The sequence below is a fragment of the Cutibacterium namnetense genome (assembly GCF_001642025.1).
Lineage (GTDB): Bacteria > Actinomycetota > Actinomycetes > Propionibacteriales > Propionibacteriaceae > Cutibacterium > Cutibacterium namnetense.
Map to the genome: position 1 here is coordinate 220,573 of NZ_LWHO01000001.1, position 23,905 is coordinate 244,477.

Annotated in this window: 21 protein-coding genes; 14 read left to right on the plus strand and 7 right to left on the minus strand. The window is 61.8% G+C overall.

Going from position 1 to position 23,905, the window contains the following annotated elements; genetic code table 11:
* A partial coding sequence (locus tag A5483_RS00910; protein ID WP_193790404.1) for an O-antigen ligase family protein occupies positions 1-661 on the plus strand: 661 nt, incomplete at its 5' end.
* Here the strand turns inward: A5483_RS00910 and A5483_RS00915 are convergent.
* On the minus strand, positions 635-1,411 hold the full coding sequence (locus A5483_RS00915; RefSeq protein WP_063810744.1) for a YveK family protein: 777 nt from the start codon (positions 1,409-1,411) through the stop codon (positions 635-637). The genes A5483_RS00910 and A5483_RS00915 overlap by 27 nt on opposite strands.
* A 175-nt stretch (positions 1,412-1,586) precedes the next feature.
* Here A5483_RS00915 and A5483_RS00920 point away from each other — a divergent pair, with 175 nt between their 5' ends.
* The 7 genes from A5483_RS00920 (at position 1,587) to A5483_RS00950 (ending at position 9,899) form a co-directional block, all read left to right on the plus strand.
* The gene (locus tag A5483_RS00920; RefSeq protein WP_002550165.1) at positions 1,587-2,204 is read left to right on the plus strand and encodes an acyltransferase; all 618 of its coding nucleotides are present in this window, start codon (positions 1,587-1,589) and stop codon (positions 2,202-2,204) included.
* Between the two features lie 84 nt (positions 2,205-2,288).
* Entirely contained in the window at positions 2,289-3,401 is a 1,113-nt protein-coding gene (locus A5483_RS00925) for a DegT/DnrJ/EryC1/StrS family aminotransferase (RefSeq protein WP_002550091.1), read from the plus strand.
* A complete protein-coding gene (locus A5483_RS00930; RefSeq protein ID WP_002550138.1) occupies positions 3,401-4,393 on the plus strand; it encodes a Gfo/Idh/MocA family protein in 993 nt (330 codons plus the stop codon). Before A5483_RS00925 ends, A5483_RS00930 begins: the two co-directional genes overlap by 1 nt.
* Before the next feature lie 103 nt (positions 4,394-4,496).
* Entirely contained in the window at positions 4,497-5,882 is a 1,386-nt protein-coding gene (locus A5483_RS00935) for an O-antigen ligase family protein (RefSeq protein ID WP_002550224.1), read from the plus strand.
* A gap of 203 nt (positions 5,883-6,085) precedes the next feature.
* Positions 6,086-7,657: a peptide MFS transporter gene (locus tag A5483_RS00940; protein ID WP_002550157.1), complete on the plus strand. Its 1,572-nt coding sequence runs from the start codon at positions 6,086-6,088 to the stop codon at positions 7,655-7,657.
* 241 nt (positions 7,658-7,898) lie between these two features.
* Entirely contained in the window at positions 7,899-9,083 is a 1,185-nt protein-coding gene (locus A5483_RS00945; protein WP_193790405.1) for an NAD(P)/FAD-dependent oxidoreductase, read from the plus strand.
* A gap of 15 nt (positions 9,084-9,098) precedes the next feature.
* A complete protein-coding gene (locus tag A5483_RS00950) occupies positions 9,099-9,899 on the plus strand; it encodes an SDR family NAD(P)-dependent oxidoreductase (protein WP_063810746.1) in 801 nt (266 codons plus the stop codon).
* Positions 9,900-9,962: 63 nt separating this feature from the next.
* Here A5483_RS00950 and A5483_RS00955 read toward each other — a convergent pair whose 3' ends face one another.
* From A5483_RS00955 to A5483_RS00970, 4 genes are all read right to left on the minus strand, one after another.
* On the minus strand, positions 9,963-10,220 hold the full coding sequence (locus A5483_RS00955; protein WP_002550093.1) for an HPr family phosphocarrier protein: 258 nt from the start codon (positions 10,218-10,220) through the stop codon (positions 9,963-9,965).
* Positions 10,221-10,255: 35 nt separating this feature from the next.
* On the minus strand, positions 10,256-12,262 hold the full coding sequence (locus A5483_RS00960; RefSeq protein WP_063810747.1) for a PTS fructose transporter subunit IIABC: 2,007 nt from the start codon (positions 12,260-12,262) through the stop codon (positions 10,256-10,258).
* A 9-nt stretch (positions 12,263-12,271) separates the two neighbouring features.
* Positions 12,272-13,222, minus strand: coding sequence for a 1-phosphofructokinase family hexose kinase (locus tag A5483_RS00965; RefSeq protein WP_063810748.1), 951 nt, complete (start codon positions 13,220-13,222; stop codon positions 12,272-12,274).
* A gap of 347 nt (positions 13,223-13,569) precedes the next feature.
* On the minus strand, positions 13,570-14,331 hold the full coding sequence (locus A5483_RS00970) for a DeoR/GlpR family DNA-binding transcription regulator (RefSeq protein WP_002550120.1): 762 nt from the start codon (positions 14,329-14,331) through the stop codon (positions 13,570-13,572).
* 165 nt (positions 14,332-14,496) lie between these two features.
* Between A5483_RS00970 and A5483_RS00975 the strand changes: the two genes are divergently transcribed.
* From A5483_RS00975 to A5483_RS01000, 6 genes are all read left to right on the plus strand, one after another.
* Positions 14,497-15,795, plus strand: a complete 1,299-nt coding sequence (locus A5483_RS00975; protein ID WP_063810749.1) for a nucleotide sugar dehydrogenase — start codon at positions 14,497-14,499, stop codon at positions 15,793-15,795.
* A complete protein-coding gene (locus A5483_RS00980; RefSeq protein ID WP_063810750.1) occupies positions 15,779-17,050 on the plus strand; it encodes an O-antigen ligase family protein in 1,272 nt (423 codons plus the stop codon). The genes A5483_RS00975 and A5483_RS00980 overlap by 17 nt, the downstream gene beginning before the upstream one ends.
* 109 nt (positions 17,051-17,159) lie before the next feature.
* Positions 17,160-18,269 (plus strand): glycosyltransferase, encoded by a 1,110-nt coding sequence (locus A5483_RS11030; protein ID WP_082863952.1) that lies wholly within the window; start codon positions 17,160-17,162, stop codon positions 18,267-18,269.
* Between the two features lie 96 nt (positions 18,270-18,365).
* Positions 18,366-19,439, plus strand: a complete 1,074-nt coding sequence (wecB, locus tag A5483_RS00990) for a non-hydrolyzing UDP-N-acetylglucosamine 2-epimerase (protein WP_002550222.1) — start codon at positions 18,366-18,368, stop codon at positions 19,437-19,439.
* Complete coding sequence (locus A5483_RS00995) at positions 19,439-20,560, plus strand: glycosyltransferase (protein WP_063810751.1); 1,122 nt, start codon at positions 19,439-19,441, stop codon at positions 20,558-20,560. The genes wecB and A5483_RS00995 overlap by 1 nt, the downstream gene beginning before the upstream one ends.
* Positions 20,561-20,930: 370 nt before the next feature.
* The gene (locus A5483_RS01000; RefSeq protein WP_063810752.1) at positions 20,931-21,878 is read left to right on the plus strand and encodes an endonuclease domain-containing protein; all 948 of its coding nucleotides are present in this window, start codon (positions 20,931-20,933) and stop codon (positions 21,876-21,878) included.
* A gap of 331 nt (positions 21,879-22,209) precedes the next feature.
* Here A5483_RS01000 and A5483_RS01005 read toward each other — a convergent pair whose 3' ends face one another.
* Both A5483_RS01005 and A5483_RS01010 read right to left on the minus strand, forming a co-directional pair.
* Positions 22,210-22,506 carry a hypothetical protein gene (locus A5483_RS01005; protein WP_193790407.1) on the minus strand — a complete coding sequence of 99 codons (297 nt, stop codon included), beginning with the start codon at positions 22,504-22,506 and terminating at the stop codon, positions 22,210-22,212.
* The gene (locus tag A5483_RS01010) at positions 22,503-23,885 is read right to left on the minus strand and encodes an NAD(P)/FAD-dependent oxidoreductase (RefSeq protein ID WP_063810754.1); all 1,383 of its coding nucleotides are present in this window, start codon (positions 23,883-23,885) and stop codon (positions 22,503-22,505) included. The genes A5483_RS01005 and A5483_RS01010 overlap by 4 nt, the downstream gene beginning before the upstream one ends.
* Between the last annotated feature and the right edge of the window lie 20 nt (positions 23,886-23,905).

Below are 23,905 nucleotides of genomic sequence, written 5' to 3' on the forward strand. Positions count from 1 at the left end.
CCTCATCGGCGGGTCGCGAGGTGCCCTCTTAGGTTGCATCTGTGCCGTCATCCTGTTGTTTGTCCTCAACGTTCGTCGTCTCCACACAGCCGCTATGGGGGTGCGTGCCTTCTTCTGGGGTGGAGCGCTTGTCCTCGTGCTGGGCGCTGGGCTGTGGACGAGTCCCTACGTCCAAGACCACTCCACGGCGGAGCGTGGCACCATCATGGCTAACGCGTTGTCGATGACGTTGTCTGATCCGGTGGCCCTGCTCCTCGGATACGGCTCGCTGTCGGAGTATCAAGCCCGTGCATCGGCGCTGTTCGGAGGCGTCCTCATGGATCCGCACAATCTACTGTTGGAGATCATCCTTCGCTACGGAGTGATCGCGATGATCCTCTTCGTGGTCTGTTGGTTGTGGATCCTGGTCCGTGGGTTCCTGCCGCGTCGACCTGCGGCCGACTGGCAGACGGCCTTCGGGCTCACCGTCGTGATGCTCTTCCCCGCGCTTGGGGTCGTTCCATCATCAACTCTGCGGTATCACGTGACCTGGCTTTACCTTGTTGCCGCTAGCTGCATCACTGCAGAAACTGTTGCAGCGAACGGTACTGGACGTCCGGTCCTAGTTCCGGACGCCGAGGCGCACACCAAACGGTCAGCGGGAGGGCCTGGAACGGCGTGAGGAGCGGTATTCCAGGACGCCCATGACGAGCAGTCCGAGGACCAGGCCGGCAAGCACACCCACTATCGGGGAGGAGAGCTTGTTGCTGGTCATGTTGGTTGCTGGAGCTTTCGGGTTGGGGTCTGAGGGGAAGGCCGGCTGGATGAAGGTCAGCTTCGGCAGCGGGAGGCCGTCGAGGGAGCTGGGGATCAGATCGTTCGCCTTTTCGGCGAATGCGCGGGCGTAGGCGTTGGCGCGCCTGATTGCCTGGTTCTGGTTGGTTCCCATGGCGTAGACGGCAATGACGGTGCCGCCTCCACCCCAGTACACCGAGGCGGCCGCCTTGAGGTCGTCTGCGGTCGTTCCATCGTGGAGTTTTTTCAGGGCGGCGTTGACGATGGGGGTGGGGGCGTCGAGAGCGATATAGTTGCTCATGATCTGATCAACGGTGGCTGACTCGACGGTGGCCTGTGCTTCGGTGCGGGGTTCGGGCAGTGTGACCATCACATGGGCGTGGGCGGCGACCGTTCCTACGGTGTCCTTGGGCGACAGGAGGAGGGAATAGCCGACGAGGAGCCCGGCGACAACGATGAAGGTTATGAGGCCGGCGATCCAGTGATGCCCCAGCCCCTTGAGGAACCCGAGCAGATCGATCGGCTGGCCCGCGTCGTACGGGCTCGTTGGCTGGTTAGAGGAATCCGCGGTGGCTCCGCGCTCAACGGCGGAGGACTCAGATTGTGCGACGGTCGGTTCAGAGGGAAGGCTGCTCACGTTAGTGCATGCTACACAGCGTAGCCAGGCAGACTAGTGACATCCGCGTGTTGAATCGGTTGGAGAGTGGGCGACCGCACCGGGCTTTTCAGCATCGCCGGGCGGGGGCCGACGGGCCTGTCGGGTTAGCGCGAGTAAGCTAGCCCCGATGTAACCGGCATGAAAGGCGTCCCACATGGGTGAACCACGGATCATCGACACCGCCGACTTGGATGACGGTGTGACCATCGGCGACGGTTCGTCGATTTGGCATCTCTCCCAAGTTCGCAGCGAGGCCGTCCTCGGGCAGAACGTCGTCGTGGGTCGTGGTGCCTACATCGGCGAGGGTGTCCACGTCGGCGATAACTGCAAGATTCAGAACTACGCGCTGGTCTACGAACCCGCGAAGCTGGAAGACGGGGTCTTCATCGGCCCGGCAGTGGTGCTGACCAACGACCATTTCCCTCGTGCTATCAACCCCGACGGCTCCCTCAAATCTGCTGACGATTGGGAGCAGGTGGGCGTGACCTGCAAGCGTGGCTGCTCTGTTGGCGCCCGCTCGGTGTGCATTGCGCCCGTCACTATTGGTGAGTGGGCTACGGTGGCTGCCGGCTCGGTCGTCACCAAAGATGTCCCGGCGTATGCCCTAGTGGCTGGTGTTCCGGCCCGTCGCATTAAGTGGGTGGGCCGTTCTGGATTCCCGCTGGATCCCGACGGTGAGAACGCGTGGATCGATTCGCGTACTGGAGATCGGTTCGTCGAGGACCCTGCCACCGATACGCTGACCCTGATCAGCGAGGGCGAGCAGGCCTGAGGCTGTCGTCCCCCAATATCCCCGTCGTGGGTGCTGCGGCACCCACAAACCGGACCTCCCGTCCGAATAGTTAGGAGCTTTCACGTGACCGCTCAGTTCATTCCTCCCGCTAAGCCGATCCTCGGCGACGACGAGCGTAAGGCCGTCGACGAGGTTATTGCCTCCGGCATGGTCGCTCAGGGCCCACAGGTCCACGCCTTCGAGGAGGAGTTCTCCTCTCAGGTTGTCGACGGTGTGCATTGCGTCGCCGTCAACTCGGGAACCTCAGCTCTTCACATCGGCCTGCTGGCCTCTGGCATCGGTGAGGGCGACGAGGTCATCGTCCCGTCTTTCACCTTCGCCGCCACCGGCAACTCGGTAGCCTTGTCTGGCGCCAAGCCGGTTTTCGCCGACGTCGATCCGGTTACGTTTACCCTCGACCCGGCTTCTATCGAGGCCTCCATCACCGACAAGACCGCCGCGATCATGCCGGTGCACCTTTACGGCCTCCCGGCTAATATGTCGGAGATTCTTGCGATTGCGAACAAGCACGGTCTCAAGATTTTTGAGGATAGTGCTCAGGCCCACGCTGCCAGCATCGACGGCAAGCATGTCGGTACTTTTGGCACCTTTGGAGCCTTCTCCTTCTACCCGACTAAGAACATGACTTCGGGTGAGGGCGGCATGATCACCACCTCTGACCCGGAGATCGCCCGTAAGGCCGCCATGCTCCGCAATCAGGGCATGGAGAAGCGTTACGCCAACGAGTACGTCGGTCTCAACAACCGCATGACCGACATCCACGCCGCCATCGGTCGGGTGCAGCTGACCAAGCTGGCCGGCTGGACGAAGACCCGTCAGGAGAACGCGGCATTCTTGTCTGCGAACATCACTGAGGCCGTCACCCCCACCGTGCCGGAGGGTTATGTGCATGTGTACCACCAGTACACGATCCGTCTCGAGGGGGTCAGCGGTGAGGAGCGTGACCGCTTCGTCGCCGCCCTCAAGGATGAGCATCAGGTGGGTTCGGGCGTCTACTACCCGATTCCGAACCACCGTCTGCCTTCCCTCGCTCCCTACGCCCCGGGCTTGGAGCTGCCGAACACCGAGAAGGTCGCCGCCGAGTGTGTCTCGCTGCCGGTTCATCCCTCGCTGTCCCAGGCTGACCTGGAGCGCATCGTCGCCGGCGTCAATGCCTGTGCGAAGGCAGGTGCCTGATGGCGAATCTGCGCGCCGGCATGGTCGGTATCGGATCGATGGGCAAGAACCACGTCCGCAACTTGCGCGCCATTGATGGTGTCGATCTGGTCGCGATCGCGGATGCCTCCGGTAAGGACCCGTTTGGGGTCGCCGGTGACCTGCCTGTCCTTCCCGACGTCGATGCGGTCATTGAGGCGGGTGTCGACTACTGCGTCGTGGCTGCCCCGACGAAATTCCACGAGGAAATTGGTCTCAAGCTAGCTGAGGCGGGGGTTCACGCCCTTATCGAGAAGCCGTTGGCCTACGACACTGCGGCTGCGACTCGTTTGGCTGAGGCCTTTGAGAGCAAGGGTCTGGTGGGCGCGGTCGGCCACATCGAGCGGTACAACCCGGCCTTGCAATCGCTGCGCAAGCGTCTGGAGAACGGTGACCTCGGTGACCTTTACCAGGTGGCTACCCGCCGTCAGGGGCCGTTCCCGGCCCGTATCGCCGATGTCGGCGTTGTCAAGGACCTCGCAAGCCACGACATCGACCTCACCGCCTGGGTCACCCAGCGTGAGTTCGAGCTGGTCGCCGCCCGCACCATGTTCAAAGCTGGCCGCGATTACGAAGATATGGTTTCGGCGACGTGCCAGCTCTCGGGTGGGCTCATGAGCAACCACCTCGTCAACTGGTTGACCCCCGCCAAGGAGCGTCGCACCTTCGTGACCGGCGAGAAGGGGATGTTCGTAGCGGACACCCTGACCGCCGACCTCACCTTCTACTCCAACGCCAAGGTTGCGACGGTATGGGACGACATCGCCAACTTCCGCGGCGTTGCCGAGGGTGACGTCACCAGGTTCGCGATCCCGAAGCCCGAGCCCCTGCGCACCGAGCACGAAAACTTCCGTGACGCCGTGCTGGGTAAGGAATCCGACATCGTGACGATGACCCAGGGCGCCAAGGTCGTCCAGGTGTGTGAGGCGATGATCAGCTCTGCCGCTAGCGGCGAGTTTGTCAAGGTCTCCTGACGTAACGATCGTAGTCGGGCCGGGCCGCTAGGTCCGGCCCGACTCTTGTCCATCCGCTCGGTTTTTCCTGCGTCTCGGAGCGGCCAGCTGCCCCACAGGTAGAATGATTTCCATCTTTCGTCTTCACGATTCCCCCGACGGCTCGTCGGCCGTAACGGTATTACGCTCGGTTGCCCCGACTCAATGGTTCAGTGCGGCGGCCGAGGTGGTCGTCGCGTGCTTGTTCATCACCTGCACCTTCATAACGGTGGCCCAGCCCATCTTCGATAACGGCGCGTGCCAGTTGATGCTCCCGCTGTTTGCTGTAGCGGCTTTGGTGCTCGAAGTGTTGTGCATCGTGCGGGACGTCCGTCGGGTACCGGCACTGCGCGAATGGTCCCGTTCCCTCACCATCGTGACGTGCAGTTTCGTGGCCCTATTGGCATGGGCTGCGACCTCGATCCCGTTCCACGAGCATCTCATCTACGACGATTCCATGGGAGTTACCCGGGATCTTCCGCTATATGCCCTAGTGATGCCCTTGGCGGAGGCGACGGTGACCCTTCTCGCGGCTATTTTCGCGTGCCGGATGATCGCAGTGGGGAACCTTGAAGGTGCGCTGTGGCGGCTATCGATGCTGATGGCCATCGTCAATCCGATTGACCTCGTTCGCGAGTACGCCGAAGGAAACACCACCGGATGGCGGGTTGCCACCAGACTCGGTGGAGCCGCGATCTGTCACGTCCTTCTCATCCTGGCCCTGGCCGTTGCTGTGGACGCTGTGATACGACACCGGCACATGATCATTTCCAGCGTGGCTGCCATCAGTCACCTTGCTTGTTTGGCAGCATCCGGGTCTCGCGCCGGAATCATTAGTCTGGCGCTGTTTGTCGTCGGGCTGGTACTTTTCGGGTGTCCTCACCGGACGCGAAGCCGGAAACAGTGGACCATCATCGCAACGTCGGGAATTATGGCGTCAGGGATAGCTGTATGGCTGATGTCAACGGTTCGTACCGGGTCTCTTGTCGATCCGGCGCGTGCGCGAACTTGGGCATTAGCGGGACGCGTTGTAGTGGATTCGCCGAGCCATTTCCTGGTGGGGACCGGCTACGGAACAATCTGGCCATGGTTCGCTGTCGAGTCCACCTTTATGCCCGAATCATCTCACGGGATGCGCCGAACTCTTTACGGGTACAGCCTCCCACACGCCCATAGTCTCATCGTCCAGGTTGTCGGTGAGCTCGGTGTGATCGGGCTGGCCCTGGTCTTGGTGTGCCTGGGGACTGTCATCGTGGTGTGTGTCAAGGGAATTCGTGGCGGCTACCCCGTCTTATCTTTGGGCGTGCTTGCGACAATGCCGGCTTTCCTCATGGACACTTACCTCATCAAGAATTTCCCAGTAGCGCTGTTCTGGTGGATCTTCACCTTGGCGCTCTGTCGGTTGGTGACCACCGGCGGTGAGGTTGGCGAAGCTGATTCGGACTGCTGCGAGGAGAAAATCGTCGCATGATGTTGTAGCTCCCGGTCGCGCGCGGGTAGCACTCAGTACTAGCCTATCCTCGTCATTAATTCACGTTTGTGACGACGCTGTCGCGATGCGATGAACACAGGCGTCACCGCCTGGGTACAGGTTGATCATCCCCCCGGGGAAGTTCCGAACCATTGTCTTGGAGGGCCTCTTGGCACCTCAATAACATCGGAAAGGAAGGGAAGATGTCCCTCGAACCGCTTGATGCCGACGCAGAAGGTGTCGCCGCTACCACCAAGGCACGGGGCTTCCGGCCTAAGCATCTGGTGACAGGATCCTCGCGCGACGACAAGTCATTCCTAGGCCACCCCGGCGGCCTGCCGTGGATGCTCCAGGTGGAGATGTGGGAGCGGTTCTCCTGGTATGGCATGCGGGCCATCCTCGTCTACTTCATCACCGACACTCTGGCCCACGGTGGGCTGGGGCTGCCGGTCAACGCCGGCCAGGTCGTCATGGCGTCCTACGGCGCTGCAGTGTTGTTGATGACGATTCCTGGTGGCATCTTCGCCGACCGCATCCTTGGACCGTGGATGTCCACCCTGTGGGGCGGCCTCATCATTATGACGGGTCACGTCATCCTCGCCATTCCGCAGGTGGTGACGTCGTGGATCGGCCTCATTTGCATTGCCATTGGCACCGGATTTATCAAGCCGAACCTGTCCACGGTGGTAGGCGGTCTTTACGATGATGGCGACCCCCGGCGTGATCAGGGCTTCCTGTACTTCTACATGTCGATCAATATTGGATCCCTTTTCGCACCGATCGTTACCGGACTGCTCAAGGACCACTACGGCTACCATGTGGGTTTCATCGCCGCTGCCATCGGTATGGCCCTGGGGTTGATCGCTTTCTTCCACGGTCGCTCTAAACTGCGTGAGTTCGCCTTCGACATCCCCAATCCGCTGGCCCCCGGCGAGGGTCGCCGGATGGTGTTCCGCGCGCTGGGCATCGTCGTCATCGGTGTCGTTCTCGCTATTGGGTTCAAGGCTCTGCTGGGCGAGTGGACTTCGGCGATCGCCTACTCCCTGTTCGTCTTTGCTTCGGTGACGGCACTGAGCTACTTCTTGACGATGTTCCGTTCCCCGAAGGTCACTGATCGTGAGCGTGGCCATCTGTGGGCATTTGTGCCGTTGTGGGTGGGCCAAGTGCTCTTCACCATGATCTTCGAGCAGGCGGCTGGCAAGATGGCCACCTTTGCTAAGGACAACACCGATGGACACATCGTTGGGTCGTGGTCGGTGGAGCCCGAGCAGTACCAGACGATCAACCCGGCTGCCGTCTTGATCCTGGCCGGCCTGCTTGGCATGTGGTTCCGGCGCAGAGAGGGGAAGTTCCCCAATACCCCGCAGAAGTTCGCTATCTCGGTGTTCATTATTGGTATAACCGCCCTCATAATGGGGTTCGGATTCCAGAGCTGGCCAGGTGGGAGCATGCTCGCACCGTGGTGGTTCCTGGCGGTGGTCTTCGTCATCCAGACTGTTGCGGAGCTGTTCATGAATCCAATCGGCCTGTCAACAGCAACCAAATTGGCCCCGAAAAAGTTCGCATCCCAGAATATGACTCTGTGGCTGCTTGCCTCAGCCTGTGGCCAAGGCCTCGCCTCGGTGACGATCGAGCGCACCAAAAACCTGGGCGATGTGGTGTTTTACTACGGCCTAGGTATCGTGACGATCCTCGTAGCGGTGGTGCTCTTCGTGATCGCTCCGTGGACTCAGGCGAAGATGAAAGATGTCGACTCGGTTGCCGACAGCGCCTGACCTAGTTACCAACCCATTGCGAGGCTCGCCCGGTCCGGGGCGGGCCTCGTGCCTTGTCAGAGGTTTTCGCGTGGTGTGGTAATCGGGTTTCTGATGGCGAGGGCTGCCACTCCACGTGGCAGGCCATGCCGTTGCATGCCGATATGCCATATGAAGCTTGGCCCAGTGCGAAAGCTCGCTGGAACCCTCGAAGCGTCAGGGGTGACTGGCTACCGTGGCTTATGTACGCATCGTTTCGACGATGAACCCCATCTTGGGAGCACATATGACGACGTACCAGTACCTCATCGTCGGTGGCGGGATGGCGGCTGATTCTGCCGCCCGCGGTATTCGTGACATCGACAAGAAAGGGTCGATCGCCATTATCAGCGCCGACGTCGACGCTCCATATCCGCGGCCAGCTCTGAGTAAGAAGCTGTGGACCGATCCCGAGTTCACCTGGGACCAGGCCGATCTCGCTACCGTCGCTGATACTGGCGCGGAACTGAGACTCGGCACGGAGGTGCTTAGCATCGACCGCGACGCCAAGACCGTTTTGACTACGTCCGGCCAAGTATTCGGCTACCAAAAGTTGTTGTTGGCCACCGGTCTTACCCCGTCGCGCATTGATGATGACGGCGATGCCGTTGTCTACTTCCGGTCCGCTCGTGACTACCAGAAGCTGCGTGGGCTGGCCCAGCCCGGTCACCGGTTCGTGGTCGTCGGCGGCGGCTATATCGGTGCCGAACTTGCCGCGGGTCTCGTCCAGCAGGGTTGCGAGGTCAGCCTCGTCACCCCCGATCCGACGCTGGGTGGTTCACAATTCCCGGCCCAGATTGCGTCTGAGTACCAGAGACTTTTCGCCGATGCTGGGGTGCACCTGGTCACTGGCAGGCGCGTCTGCTCGGTGCGCAAGAATGAGGCCGCCGAGGTCATCCTCGACGGTGGCACCATCCTCCAGGCTGATGATGTCATCGCGGCTTTGGGGGCATCCCCGGTCACTAGGTTGGCCGAGGAAGCTGGTCTTACCGTTGCTGATGGGGTGGTCGTTGATGAGAGGTTGCGCACCAACGATCCGGCCATCTGGGCTGCTGGAGATATCGCTAACTATCCCGATCCGGTGCTGGGCCGCACTCGCGTCGAGCATGTGGACAATGCCACCACGATGGGCAAAGCAGCTGGACGCTTCATGGCGGGATCAGAAGGCTCCTACACCCATACCCCAATGATGTACTCACAGGTCTTCGGGGTGCGCTGGGAGGCAGTCGGCACCCTCGACTCCAGCCTCGAGACCGTCTCGGTGAAAGTCGGTGAGGGGCAGGTCGCCTACTACCTGTCTAGCGGTAAGCCGGTCGGCGTGCTGCTGTGGAACCTCCCCGGACGCACTGACGAGGCTGTCACGGTGCTTGCCGATCCGCCCGAGGATCTCTCGACCGCCATCAACTGACCACTAGGAGAATTCATGGATCTTGGACTTAATGGACGCACTGCACTTATCACCGGCGCTGATTCGGGTATTGGCTGGCATACCGCGAAGCTCCTCCTCGCCGAGGGGGCCAAAGTCGCCATCACCGACCTCCACCCTGACGAGCTCACTCAGGCGGCGCAGGCTCTCGATGCTCCTGATGACCGCCTGGTTGCCTTCCCTGCTGACGTTACTGACGTCGATTCTCTGGCGAAGCTGCACCAGCACGTGAGGGATGCCCTCGGCCCGATTGACATCCTCGTCCAGTCGGCCGGTGTGACCGGAGCCCAGGGTAAATTCCACGAGATCGATGAAGAGGGCTGGCGTTCCACCCTTGACATTGACCTCATGGGCCCGGTGCGGGTACTGCGCGAGTTTCTCGGCGATTTGCGCACCGGTGGCTGGGGGCGTGTCGTGCTGCTGGCTTCTGAGGATGGTGTCCAGCCCTACGACGACGAGATCCCCTACTGCGCTGCTAAGGCCGGAGTATTGGCCCTCGCTAAGGGGCTGTCGCGGACCTATGCCCGCGAGGGGCTGCTCGTCAACGCCGTCTCTCCGGCTTTCATCCACACCCCGATGACTGACGCCATGATGAATAAGCGGTCCAAAGAGCTTGGCGTTAGCTTTGACGAAGCCGTCGAGTCCTTCCTCAACGAGGAGCGCCCCTATATGGAGCTCAAGCGGCGCGGCGAGCCTGAAGAGGTGGCTGCCATCATCGCTTTCCTATGCTCAGACAAGGCCTCCTTCGTTAACGGATCGAACTACCGTGTCGATTCCGGGTCGGTGGCCACTTTCTGAGGTTCGGCACTGATGCCAATGGGGCCGAGTCACTATGACAGCGGCCCCATTGCGGAGGCTCATTTACGCGTCGAGGTCAGAGGCAATCAGGTCAGCAATTGTGTTGACGTCGTCCTCGCTATCCCCGGTAACCGTCACCGGGTCACCTCCGTTAGCGCCGAGGGTCATGATGAGCAGCACGGACTTAGCGTCAATCGGCTCGCCTCCCTCGGTAGCTAGGGTGACGGTCGAGCCGAGCTTGGCAGCGGCCTGCGAGATGACGGCGGCGGGACGGGCGTGGAGTCCGACGGAGGATCCGACCTTGACGGTTTTACTGGCCATGATGGTGTTCCTTTCGGGGTTGTGGTGTGGTGGTTTCAGGCGGAAGCCGTGGCTTTGCGCCGGGCTGAGGCTTTAAGAACGGTTACGAGCAAGGCTGCCACGAGGGTGCCGACGACGATAGCCAGAACGAAGGCCCAGGCCCGATCAATGGCAAAGAAGACGAAGATTCCGCCATGGGGAGCTTTCGAAGCGGCACCGAGAGCCATTGATAGGGCACCTGTGATTGCACCTCCGGCCATCATCGACGGGATCACTCGTAGCGGATCGGCAGCCGCGAACGGGATGGCGCCCTCGGAGATGAAGGAGGCCCCCAGCAGCCAGGCAGCGGTGCCGTTTTCACGCTCGGCAGGCTGGTAGAGCTTCGGACGCAGGGTCGTTGACAGTGCCATGGCCAGTGGGGGAACCATCCCCGCGGCCATGACGGCCGCCATCACCTTGAGGGATCCGATGTTGGTAACTGCGAGGTTCGTCGTCGCGAAAAGGTAAGCCGCCTTGTTGATGGGGCCGCCAAGGTCGAAGCACATCATGAGTCCCAGGATGATTCCGAGGATGACGGCCGAGGCGCCGCTCATGCTGCCCAGCCAGTTGTTGAGGGCGTTCGTTAGGGCTGCCAGCGGACGCCCCAGCACGACGTACATCAGCCCACCGGCGATCAGGGATCCGATGAGTGGGATGATGACGACCGGCATGAGGCCACGCAGCCAGCGCGGCGGGTTGATACGGGTGAACCAGTAGGCGACGAGCCCGCCGAGCAGACCACCGACGATGGCACCAATGAATCCCGCCCCGGTCACCCCGGCGACAGCACCTGCTACGAAACCGGGGGCAATGCCAGGGCGGTCTGCCAACCCGAAGCCGATGTATCCGGCGAGGGCGGGTAGCAGGAAGCTGAAAGCTGCTTGCCCGACGGCGAAGAGGATCGCGCCGATGTAGGTCATGGTGGCCGATCCGCCGAGAGCATGTGCGGTTGGAATGGGCAGGTTGCCCAAGGTGTTGTGCAAGGCAATATCCATGCCGTTTTGAGCGATCTCGTATCCGCCAAAGAGGAATCCAAGGGCGATGAGCAGACCACCTGCGGCGACGAACGGGATCATGTAGGACACGCCCGTCATAAGGGCCTGCTGGATGCGTTTGCCCCAGCCAGTGTGAGATCCAGTCTGTTTCGACTCCTGCTGCTCACTATGGCTGGCGGGGACCCGACGAGCGTGCGGGTCTTTGGCGGCGGCGACGGCCTCAGAAACCATCTTTTCCGGCTCGTTGACGGCCCGCTTGACCCCGGACTCAATGACCGGCTTGCCAGCGAAGCGCTCCCGGCCCTTGACACCAACGTCGGTGGCGAAAATAACGGCGTCGGCAGCCTCGATGTCGGCGGCGCTGAGGGGCTCGGTGGCGGTGGATCCTTGGGGTTCGACCTTGACGTCAACACCCATCTTCTTTCCCGCAGCCGTCAGATAGTCGGCTGCCATGTAGGTGTGGGCGATGCCGGTGGGACAGGCCGTGATAGCGACGATGCGGGGCGCCTCGGTGGCGGTGCTGGTCGCCGCGGTGTGCGGAAGAGCCGTTGCAGATGCGGTTGGCGCGGTTCCCTCCTTCGGTTCGACGACTCCACCGACGAGGTCGACGATGGTTTGCGCGTCGGGTGCCTGCCGCAATTGTTCGACGAACTCAGGCTTGACGAGGGCACGAGCCAGCTCGGTAAGGAGCTTCATATGCTCCGCGCCGCCGTCTTCGGGCGCCGCGATCATAAAGATGAGGTCGGCTGGACCGTCAGGTCCATTGAAGTCGACGGTGGGGGACAGCCGGGCGAACCCCAGGGAGGCCTGAGACACTGCGGCTGAGCGGCAGTGGGGGATGGCGAACCCGCCGGGCATACCGGTTGGGCTTGTGGATTCGCGGTCCAGAGCGTCGCGGGCGAGGCCGTCAGCGTCGGCGCGTCCGGCGGCAGCAACGATTCCGGCGACTGAGGTGATGACCTCGATCTTGGTTGAACCGAGGTTGGCGTCAAGGGATACCAGTTCCGGGGTGATGAGAGGGGCGTTCACCGGGTCTCCTTATAGGTGGGTGAGGCTGACGTGGATGGCGTCGGCCTGAGAAGGGGTCGGCATGGTTGACCCCGGTAGAGCGGCTGCTGCTGTGCCCCAGGAAACGGCGGTGCGCAGACAGTTTTCGGGCTGGTCTCCGCGGGTGCGTGCCAGCAGGAATCCGGCCAGGGCGGAGTCTCCGGCGCCGACAGTTGACTTCACCTCGATTGGGTCTGGCCAGGCATGCCAGGCGTCGTGCTCGGTGACGAGGAGGGCGCCGGTTCCGCCCAAGGTGACGATTACCTCCGCGATGCCGTGCAGGCCCCGGACGGCGGCGACAATGTCGTCGAACTGTCCCTCGTCGGCGGCAGACTCGAGAGAGTCGCCGTCAATCCCGCATAGCTGGCCGAGCTCGACGGAATTCGGCTTGACGAGGTCAGGGGCACGGTAGGGGAGGCGGGCTGCCAATTCTTGGAGGGGCTGATCGGAGGTGTCGACGGCGACCTTGACGCCGGCCTCATGGAGACGGTCGGTCATCGTGGCATACCAATGTGTGGGGACGCCCGGGGGTAAGGATCCTGACAGTACGACCCATTGCGCGCCAGATGACCTCTCGACGACGGCTTCTTCAACTGCGGCCAGTTCATCGGGGTTGAGGTAGGACCCGGGTTGGTTGAACTTGGTTGTGGTGCCGTCAGGTTCAGTGATGGTGAGGTTGGTTCTCACGGCTGCTGCAATGGGTACAGCTAGGTGCGGGATGCTGTCGTGGCCTAGGCCGAGGGTAAGGCGGTCCTCGGTTCCGGCTGGCACCACGGCGCAGGTTTTGACTCCAGCCCCACGAAGGACTCGGGAGATGTTGACTCCCTTACCGGCGGCGATCTCGGTGGCACTGCCCAGTCGGTTCACTTGGCCGCGCTGTAGCGGTCCAGATATGGGCGCTGTGCGGTCAATGCTCGGGTTGAGCGTGACGGTGACAATCACGTGGACTCCTTCGTCGCCATTTCCAACGGTCCTCGGGTTGGGGAGAACCAGTGATGTTGTAATCTGTGATATCGTAACCCGTAAGCACAGAGGAAACAATATGAACACACTAATACGGACATTCATGGTGCAGATTCCTCTGGGCGAGGGCTGGGCCAGGTACCAGACATCGGTGTGGCAATCCGGTTTACGACAGGGGCTACTGCCAGGGGTGGTGGGCGTCGAAGCGATCATCACCCGGTTTTCCACACCGCGCGCTGGAGCATATCGAAGCGGTACTCACGGCACCCGGGGTGACGCTCCCCGGTGGTAACGCGGGCTGTGACGCCGGCTATCAGCGACCCAGGTCAGGCAATGACGATGTCGACGCCAGCCTTGTGCAGCATCTCGACTTGATGAGGAGTCACCCCGGAGTCGGTGATAATGACATCAACGTCGCTCAGCTGGGCGAACCTCATCGTCGATTCCGCGCCCATTTTTCGGGAGTCGGCCAGAACCACAACATGGTGGGCGCTCGCAATCATTGCTGCCTTGGTTGCGACTTCATCGGCGTCAGGAGTGGATAGGCCGTGCGTCGGGGAAATGCCGTTAGTGCCCATAAACGCAACGTCGACGCGGAGTCGAGAGATGGTGTCGACATTACCGACGGTGGCCTGGGTAGTGGGGCGCAGCCGTCCTCCCAACAGATGGACGTCACAGTTGCTGTGGGTAGCCACCGTACTGGCGATCGGGGACGAGTTCGTAAAGATGGTGAACCGCCTTGTGGAGGGCATGATCGACGCTAATCGCCCGGTCGTCGACCCGGCGTCGAGGATGATCGACCCCTTGTCGCTGGGCAGATGGGATAGTGCCGCCCGGGCGATTTGTTCCTTCTGCGTCACTGCCGAGGAGTCCCGGGTGTCGAGCGGCTGGTCGCCCAGCAAGTCGAACTCGATCGGGATGGCGCCACCGTGCACCCGCCGCAGCATTTTGTGATTGCATAACTGGTCGAGGTCGCGGCGAATGGTTTCCGGAACCACCCCCAGTGCAGTGGACGCCTCGGCGACTGATACCCGACCGGTCTCGCGGGCGGTATCGATCAGCCACTTGTGTCTTTCGGCGGGATACATGGGCCTTCCTTGGGGATTACCACTCGACGCCACTACGGACTGCGAAAGGCCTTGTCGAGGCCTGGTGTGGGCATCGTTGCGACGGCGTGAGCATAACACGGACTCGTCTGGGTTCCGCGCCCGGATAGACTGACGGAGTATTCGCGAATCCCAAGGAGTTCAGGAATGAAAATTGCCGTCGTCGCCATGGGCAAGATCGGGCTTCCCCTGGCCGTGCAGTTCGCCGAGAAGGGTCACGACGTCATCGGCGTCGACGTGCAGCAGCGCGTCGTGGACGAGATCAACAAGGGCAACGAGCCTTTCCCTGGTGAGGCTTTTCTTGACGAGAAGTTGAAGAAGCTTGTACCGGCAGGCAAGCTCACCGCCACCACCGACTATTCCAAGGCCATCCCCGGCGCAGATGCGATTGTCCTCGTCGTACCGCTCTTCGTTAACGACGAGACCTGGGAGCCGGACTTCGGCTGGATGGAAAACGCTACCAAGTCGCTGGCTGAGCACCTCACCCCCGGCACTCTCATCTCCTATGAGACCACTCTGCCGGTCGGTACCACCCGCAACCGCTGGAAGCCCATGATCGAGGAGATCTCCGGTCTGACCGAGGGCAAGGATTTTCACCTTGTCTTTTCCCCGGAGCGCGTTCTCACCGGTCGTGTCTTCGCTGACCTGCGCCGCTACCCGAAGCTCGTCGGTGGCTTGAACGACGCGGGCACCGCCAAAGGCATCGACTTCTACCAGCAGGTTCTCGACTTCGACGATCGTGACGACCTTCCTCGCGCGAACGGCGTCTGGGACATGGGTACTGCTGAGGCCGCCGAAATGGCCAAGCTTGCTGAGACCACCTACCGCGACGTCAACATCGGCCTGGCTAACCAGTTCGGTAAGTACGCTGCGGCCAACGGCATTGACGTTTACAAGGTCATTGACGCCTGTAACTCGCAGCCGTACTCCCACATCCACCGCCCCGGGATCGCCGTCGGAGGTCACTGCATCCCCGTCTACCCGCGCCTCTACCTATGGACCGATCCGGACGCCTCCATCGTTCGCACTGCCCGTGAGGCCAACATGACGATGCCGCAGTACTGCGTCGACCAGGCCGCCTCGGTGCTCGGTGACTTGTCCGGTAAGAAAGTTGTCGTCCTTGGTGCCTCCTACCGGGGCAAAGTCAAGGAGACCGCCTTCTCTGGCGTCTTCCCGACCGTCGACATCCTTGCCAAGGCTGGCGCCGATGTCAGCGTCCACGACCCGATGTTCACCGACGAGGAGCTTGGCAAGTTTGGCTTCCAGGCGTACCACATTGGCGACCCCGTCGACGGCGCGCTGCTGCAGGCCGATCACCCCGAGTACGCCGAGCTGACCTCGGCTGACCTGCCAGGTATCAAGGTGCTTGTCGACGGTCGTCACGTCGTCGATCCGGCCGCATGGGGCGACGTCGAGGTCATCGTCGTTGGTGACGGGGAGGCCTGAGCACCCCGACAGCTCCCTCAGCAAGTTCGTTGAGGGGCTGTCGGTACTGCTGCCCCCAGCGGCTCTCCTGGGGCCCTGGGCTGGCGTTGGGAGTGTATTCGGCTACCGCATCCTGGTGGTGTTGCTAGCCGGATGTGCAGTGACGGGATGGATTCGTCCCGCCCAGGTACGGCGATTCAGCCGCGCAGCCTGCGCCATCGTGATTGTTGCGGTGGCGTGGGCCGTGGTTGGCACGGTAGGCGCTATTCGGTTAGGCCCGTATCGGGATCTTTCGAGCCTGATGGGGGGCGGTCTCGCCCTGATGGGGGCGTGGTCGGTGGCCAGACTCATCTCGGACGGACACCTGCGCCGTGAGCGTGCCCTACGCAATATTGCGATCGGTTGGGCGGGGGCAGTCTGGATGGGGGTGCCGCTGGCGGTCTGGGAAATCTTGACCGCGCGACATTTAGACACCTACGCCGACGGGGCGTGGCGGAACCATCCGGAGCTCTACCATCAGCCGGCGACGTGGCTTACCAACCCCAACCTCTACGCGGTTTTCCTGGCCGTGGGCTCCGTGTGGGTCGGTGTGGTTGGTTCACGAAGCGCTGTTCGGTGGGTGCGGATAGTTGCCGCGGTCACGATGATGGTCGGTTTGGGTCTGCTGGTTGCGACAGCCAGTCGTTTGGTTTGCGCGGCGCTGCTGTTGGCCGTCATGGTGCGGTTGTGGGCGGCTCCGCGATGGCGGTGGGCGCTGCTCGGTGTGGTTGTGGCCGGCGCTGTGGTAATCGTGGCGACACACCTCGATCAAGTCGGATTGACATGGCACAGGTTCATCGGTGTGCTGATTCACCACAACAATGAGGGCCCGTCATCCTTCGCGGTGAGGACTACCCTGCTGGCCTGGGGCCTTGCGCTGGTCATGGCTCACCCTTTGCTTGGGGCAGGTCCAGGAGGGTATCGGGCCAGTATTTTGGCTGCGCCAAGACGATGGTTTCCGCATGGCAAGACCGATCCCCATAACGGAGTCTTGGAAATTGCCTCCCAATACGGGTTGGTCGTTACTGCCCTCTTTGCGGTTTGTTGGTGTCTAGCTGTTGGTCGATGCTGGCGGTCGCGACGATGGTGGGGGGCTGCTCTCATCATTGCCATGCCGGTGCTCTCACTGGCCAACAGCACCTACTTGGTACAGTCGGTGAACCAACTTGGGGGGCTGGTATGTGTCCTGGTGGCGAGCTCGTGCCCTCGGAAGGCGCCGCAAGGACGAGAAGACTAGCCCCACCCCATGCCGTTCCTGGGCGAATGTGAGTCACGGTAGGGTGACGTATGCCGCTGCCTTGAGGAAAGTAGGCATCGGTGTGCAGTGCGGTACGAGAGGGGGAGGTGTGCGGATAGTCATCGTTAGCGCGGCATCGTCCATCCACACCGTTCGATGGGTCAATGGGCTGGTCAAACGAGGCCACGAGGTTTACTTGGCATCAGTACACCCGGTGGGCTGTCACTCCATTGACCCCCGAGTCCAGATCCATCTGGCCCCACACGGCGGAACGGCAAAGTACGTCGTCAATGCGGGTTGGCTGCGATCGGTGGCGGCCGGACTGCAACCTGACATCGTCAACGTCCACTATGCGACCGGCTATGGTCTGCTTGCCCGCCTCGCCCACATTGGCGCCCCGACACTGCTATCAGTGTGGGGGAGCGACGTCTACGACTCCCCTCGCCGCAACCTCCTGATGCGGCACATGGTCCAGGCCAATTTGGCTGCCGCCACCCGTATCGCCTCCACGAGTCGCTGCATGGCCAAGGTCACTGCTGATCTCATGGCGACGGACAGGCCGATCTCCATCACTCCGTTCGGTGTCGACACCGATGCCCTCACTCCTGCCACCGAGCGGCGTGACGGGGACACCATACGTATCGGGACCGTCAAAGCCCTCCACGCCAAGTACGGAATCGGTGAACTCATCCGGGCATTCAGTCGGGTCCATGACGAACGGCCTGACACCAGTCTCCACATTTGGGGCGACGGCCCAGACGAGGACTCCCTCAAGGTCTTGGCTCGCCGTCTTGTCCCGGACAGTTCAGTGGAGTTTCACGGTGCTATTGACCACTGTGGGGTCAGAGATGCCCTGGGCAGTTTAGACATCTTTGCCGCCCTATCGACCCTGGACTCGGAGTCCTTTGGAGTGGCGATCATCGAGGCGGGAGCCTGTGGACTTCCGGTAGTCGTCAGCGATGTGGATGGCCCGGCAGAAGTCGTCGAGGAAGACGTTACGGGGCTGATCGTCCCCCGCGGTGACGTTATTGCCAGCGCTGGCGCACTGATGCGGCTGGTTGATGATGCCGAGTTGCGTCGGCGCATGGGTGGGGCTGGCCGCGACCACGTCGTCGAGACGTATTCGTGGGAGCACAGCCTTGACCTCATGGAGCAGGCGTATCGGGACACCATCGATGATGCGGCACGCCGCCATCGTTCAGGTCGTCACGGTGAGTAGTGGAAGGTAGAGTGCCAGCGTTGCGCCCAGTCCCCGATTCGGGCGCTGTCATGTGGCCTCGAGGAGAGGCCGACATCTCATCGAGAGGATTGCGTCGTGCGTGTCGTGAGCATCGTCGGGGCTCGCCCCCAGTTCGTGAAGTTGGCCCCGGTGGCCAAGGCCTTCGCTGCCGGGGGAATCGAGCACAAGATCATCCATACCGGGCAGCACTACGACGTCAACATGTCTGATTCCTTCTTCGTCGAGCTCGGGATCCCGAACCCAGACCTGCATCTCGGCGTAGGAGGCGGCTCTCACGGCGTCATGACCGGCCGGATGCTCGAGCAGCTGGATCCGGTGCTTGAGGACATGGACCCAGACTGGGTGCTTGTTTATGGCGATACCAATTCGACCATTGCCGGCACCCTTTCGGCGGTCAAGATGCACTTGCCGGTAGCTCACCTGGAAGCCGGGCTACGCTCCTTCAACCGTCGCATGCCCGAGGAGCACAACCGCGTCCTCACTGACCACGCCGCGGACTTGTGCCTGGCGCCAACCGAGGTAGCCATGGGACATCTGGCCGATGAGGGGCTGGCTTCCCGGGCAGTTCTCGTCGGGGACGTCATGACCGATGTGTGCTTGCAGGTGCGCGATTCCGTCCTCGCCAACCCGCGTCCGGTGCCCGGCGTTGCGCCAGGTGAGGAGTACGTCATGGCGACGATTCACCGTGCCGACAACACCGACGATCCCAAACGCCTGGCCCACATCCTTGACGCCCTCGGCAGCCTAGATCGTAAGGTCATCCTGCCGGTGCACCCGCGCCTGCGCGCTCGCGCCGAGGCTGACGGCATCACCATCGCCCGCGGTAACCTCACCACCATTGATCCGTTGGCGTACCCCGATATGGTTAACGCCGTTACCAACGCCGCAGGCGTCATCACCGACTCGGGTGGTTTGCAGAAGGAAGCCTTCCTGCTCGGTACTATCTGCACGACGGTGCGCACCGAGACCGAGTGGGTGGAAACTGTCGAGAACGGCTGGAACGTGCTGGACCCCGACGCCGAACACTTGGCTGAGTACGCCACGCGTCCGCACCCCGAGAGTGATCCGGGGCATCCCTACGGTGACGGTAAGGCCGCTCGTAATGTTGCCGACGTGTTGTTGAAAGCCGGCGAGCGAGACCGCTCCTGATGGCGAATTCTCCCCGCCACGGCAGAGTCGTCTCCCTCTCGACAGTTCATCACGGCCACGACAACCGGGTTTTCAACAAGGAAGCCAAGGCTCTTGTCGCAGCTGGTCACGACTACCACCTTGTCATTTCCGCCGACCGTGACGGGATCGACCAAGGGGTCCCCGTGGTCGCTTTACACCGCGAGGAAGGTCGGATTCGCCGACTTGTCGTCAGTCAGCGGGAGGCATGGCACCACCTGCAGGCTCTCCAGCCGGAGGTGTTGCATATCCACGACCCGGAGCTTATTCCGCTGGCATTGACGTGGCGTCGGCGTCATCACTGCAAGGTGCTCTACGACGCCCATGAGGATCTCATCGGCCAGGTCGACACTAAGCCGTACCTGGGCGCGGTGACACGGCCGCTGGCTAAGATCGCCGCTCGCGGGCTCGTGGGGCTAGCCGAGCGCAGCGCCGATGCCGTTGTGGCTGCGACCCCGACTGTGGGGGAGAGGTTCCACCACGCCCCAGTGACGGTAGTGCGCAATTACCCGTGGCTGGGCAACTACGACGCGACACCGAACCCGGTGCCAGGGCGGCTAGCATACGCCGGAGATCTGTCGGAGGAGCGCAAACTTTCCTTCATGATCGAGGTGACGCGCAAAGTCCGTCGGCAAGTGCCACAGGCCCATTTGGTGCTGGCCGGACGGGTGCTGCCACGCTGCCAGGAGACGGTGGAGCAAGCCGTGGCAGAAGGGGTTGTGGAACACCTCGGGCTGGTGGCCCCTACTGAGGTGCCGCAGGTGTTGGCCAGCGCTCAGATAGGGCTGGTCTTCCTCAAACCGCTGCCGAATTATGTCGCGTCGCTGCCGACGAAATTGTTTGAGTACATGGCGTCCCAGGTGCCATTTGCGGCCTCGGATTTCCCGGCCTGGCGCGAGATGTTTGACCGGTACGGGGCTGGGATTTTTGTTGATACTGAGGATGCCGCAGCTACCGCAGATGCTTTGAGTGAACTCTTGGCAGACCCGCAGCGGTGTCTGGAGATGGGCTGTGCTGGGCGTCGAGCAGTTGAATCGGGGCTCAATTTTGAGTCCCAGGCTGAGGCCTTGACCGATCTGGTAGCTGGTCTACTTGAGGAGTGATCCTCGGCTTCGGACGTAGCCAACGGCTGGCGGGGGCTCCGCCGCTGGCTCCTGGCCTTTGCCTGTCACCGTTAGCAGGATCCTGTGTGCGTTTAGACCCAGTTTCGTAGCGCTCTCTACGGGTTTTCCACTCGCCGCTCCTCTTCTCGTTCTCCAGCCGCTCTTCTTCAGTCTCTTTCCAGTCTCTTTCCAATCGTTTCCCAGCCCGGTGTGGTGATCTGGGTAGTAAGTGTCCCCAGAGCCATCCCCGGTAGCGGGTGCCAGGGGTACGAGACGATTTTCCACAGGCTGGTTGGGATTCCGGACTGAGGTTATCCACAGAATCGAAACTGGTTGGCGGAAAACGGCCCTCGCGACGACAACTTTTGATGTGAGGAACCTTGGAGAACGACTCAACCGACGCGGCGTTGCCCGCATCCACCGGCACAGCTATGTGCGCGGCCAGGCCGACCGGGCGGTAGCTCGAGGGGAAGCCGTCCGCATCCTGCCTGGGGTGGTCGCCGCGACCGCGCTGGCCCGAGACCCGAGGATCATTATCCGGGCGTTATTGTTATGGCACCGCGACATTGTGCTGGTGGGAAAGGCTGCCCTCCTCATGCTTGGGATGAAAGCCCCGGGCACAAACCGGTCCATGGACTTCTACGGCGTTAACGAGGTGGAGGCTTTTTCCACGACCCGGCGTCTTACTCGGCCGGGGATTCGAGTGCGTCGGTGGCATATGCCGCACCGGTTTGTCACTGAGCGCGAGCAAGTCCGCATCGCTACTGCCGAAGTGTCGGTTCTCATACTGGCCGTTCAGGGCGAGTGGGAATGGGTGTGTGAGGCTCTCCGGCAACGAATCGTGACGCCCGAATCATGCCGAGAAGCTCGTAAGAGCCTGACAGGACGGTATCCCAAGGCCAAGGTCGATGCTGCTCTGGCCGACATCTGTCTGGCCGCGTGGTCGATTCCAGAGCTGGAGATGGGCAGGATGCTGCGTGCTACTGGGATCACAGGACACAAACCAAATCACAAGGTTCGTGTGGGTGACCGCTACTACTACCTGGACCAGGCCTTCGAGGCTGAGAAGGTGGCTTTAGAGATTGACGGCCGATTGGTGCACGGGACCATCGAAGGGTTTGAAGCGACCATGATGCGCTCAGCGCATTTGGACCGTCACGGCTGGAAGGTGCTTCATGTCACCCCAACTATGTTCCGCGAGAACCCGAGGTTTGTCCTGGAGTGGCTCGCTTCCCACCTCCACCGGCGTCATCGACCCAGAATAATGTTCACCGAGCCTGCTCTGCGACGGATCATGAACGGCTCCGTCCTAGTTTGAGGCCCAGTACACGGCTTACTTATCGGAACCTGACCTATCCTTCACATTCCCTTCCCCGGCCAGCTGTGGAAATCGGGGTGATGATCTACCTGGCTGCAACTTCACGAAGCACGACCGGCATTCTGATACCTGATTGCCACAGGATGGGTTGAGGATCTCGAGGGGAGTAGCGCAGGGGCAGTCAGCTCAACCACGAAGCCGTGGGTCTGGTTCGTTCCCCGGAGACCTCGGGGGCGCGCCACCGTGAATTGATGGGCGTACTTCCCCCAGGTCGCGTCTCACTACGACGAACGTTAAGGGGCGGCACTCACGCAACGCCCCTAACGAATCGTCACTTGTAGGAGTAAAAGTCCGGGGCCGTTGACACTCGTCCGGTGCCACCCATCGGGGTCGCATGGCCATCAGCTCGCGGATCGCGGCGATGGGTTATGCGACCACCGAAGGGCTTGCGCTTAGCGAGATTCTCGAACAAGGACGGGTCCTGGGAGCCCGTCTTCTTATCCGCTGGTCCCTTGCGCGCGGCCACCAGTGCGATCCCGACAACGGTGACAGCGGCCACCGCGACGGCAATGAGGGTGCCCTTGTCGATCTCTTCAGAGTTGATTTCGGGCGTATTCATTTTCCTCACTTCTTCCCATCGATAGGCTTGGCTCCCTTTTCGTCATCGTCGCGAAGGGCATTCTTGTTCATGTCCTCCTTACCTTCCTCAGTAAGGACATCGCCGACGATGGCTCCGGCTTCGCGATGGAAGGCGATGTAGCGGGCGCCGAGGTTGATCATGGCCTGCAGACGGTTGCGGCCGCCCAGCAGGGTGTAGACGTGCACGGTGACCCACGTCAGCCATGCACCGATACCGGTGAACTTGAATTTTTCGGACAACTGTACGACGGCGGAGTTGCGGCCGATCGTCGCCATCGTGCCCTTGTCGTTGTACTCGAACTTCTCCAGCGGCTCGCCGAGCTCGAGGTGAACGATCTGACGGGCAACGCACTCACCTCCCTGGATGGCAGGCTGCGCGAGTTGGGGTTGGGGATCCTCGGTGTTGATGGCACCGTCGCCGATAGCGAAGATGCGATCCTGGCCGTTGACGAGGAGGGTGCCGGCGGTAGCGATGCGGCCGCCGCGGCCCTGCTCAAACCCCCAATTGGCGACGGACTTGTGGGCACCGACGCCGGCAGCCCAGATGACCATATCGGCCGGGAGGGTTTGGCCATCCTTGAGGAGTACGGAATCTTCGCGCACTTCGGCGATGGCGGTCTTGGTGCGCACATCTACGCCGCGCTTATGCAACTGGCGGCGAGTGTAGTGGCGCAGCGCTGGGTCGAAGGGCATGAGGAGGTGGTCGGCCATCTCGACGAGGGTCACGTGGACTCGGTCGGTGGACACGTCCGGGAAGATTGCCGGGATGCCGATCGATTTCATTTCGGCGAGGGTTCCGGCCATCTCAACGCCGGTCGGGCCGCCGCCAACGATGATGACGTCGAAGGTCTTGTTGCGCTGGGTGTCGAGGTCTTCAAGGTGGGTGAAGATGGCGTCGCGAGCGCGTAGCGAGGATGCCCGGGTGTAAATGGTGTGCGAGTTCTCGGCCGCGCCAGGAGTTCCGAAGAAGTTGGCCCCGACGCCCTGGGACAGGATGAGATAGTCGTAGGAGATGGGGTCGCCGTTGTCGACTTCGACGATCCGGTTATCGGTGTCGATACCGGTCACGGAAGCGCGACGGAAATGGGTGCGCGGACCGTTGTGGGCAGCGAAGGAGCGAAGTCGGTAGGTGACATCACCAGGGTTTAGACCACCGGTCGCAACCTGGTACAGCAGTGGCTGGAATGTGGTGTACGGGTTGCGGTCGATGAGGGTGACGTCGCACCCTGCTTCGGCAGTCTTCTCGGCAGCAGCTAAGCCGCCGAACCCGGCACCGACGATAACAACTCGGGGTTTGGAGTCCGCCAGAACCGGTTTGTGACCCAGGCCCGGCAGGCCGATGTCTGACAACAGGGTATTGATGCCCATCTAAATCCTCCGAATGATGT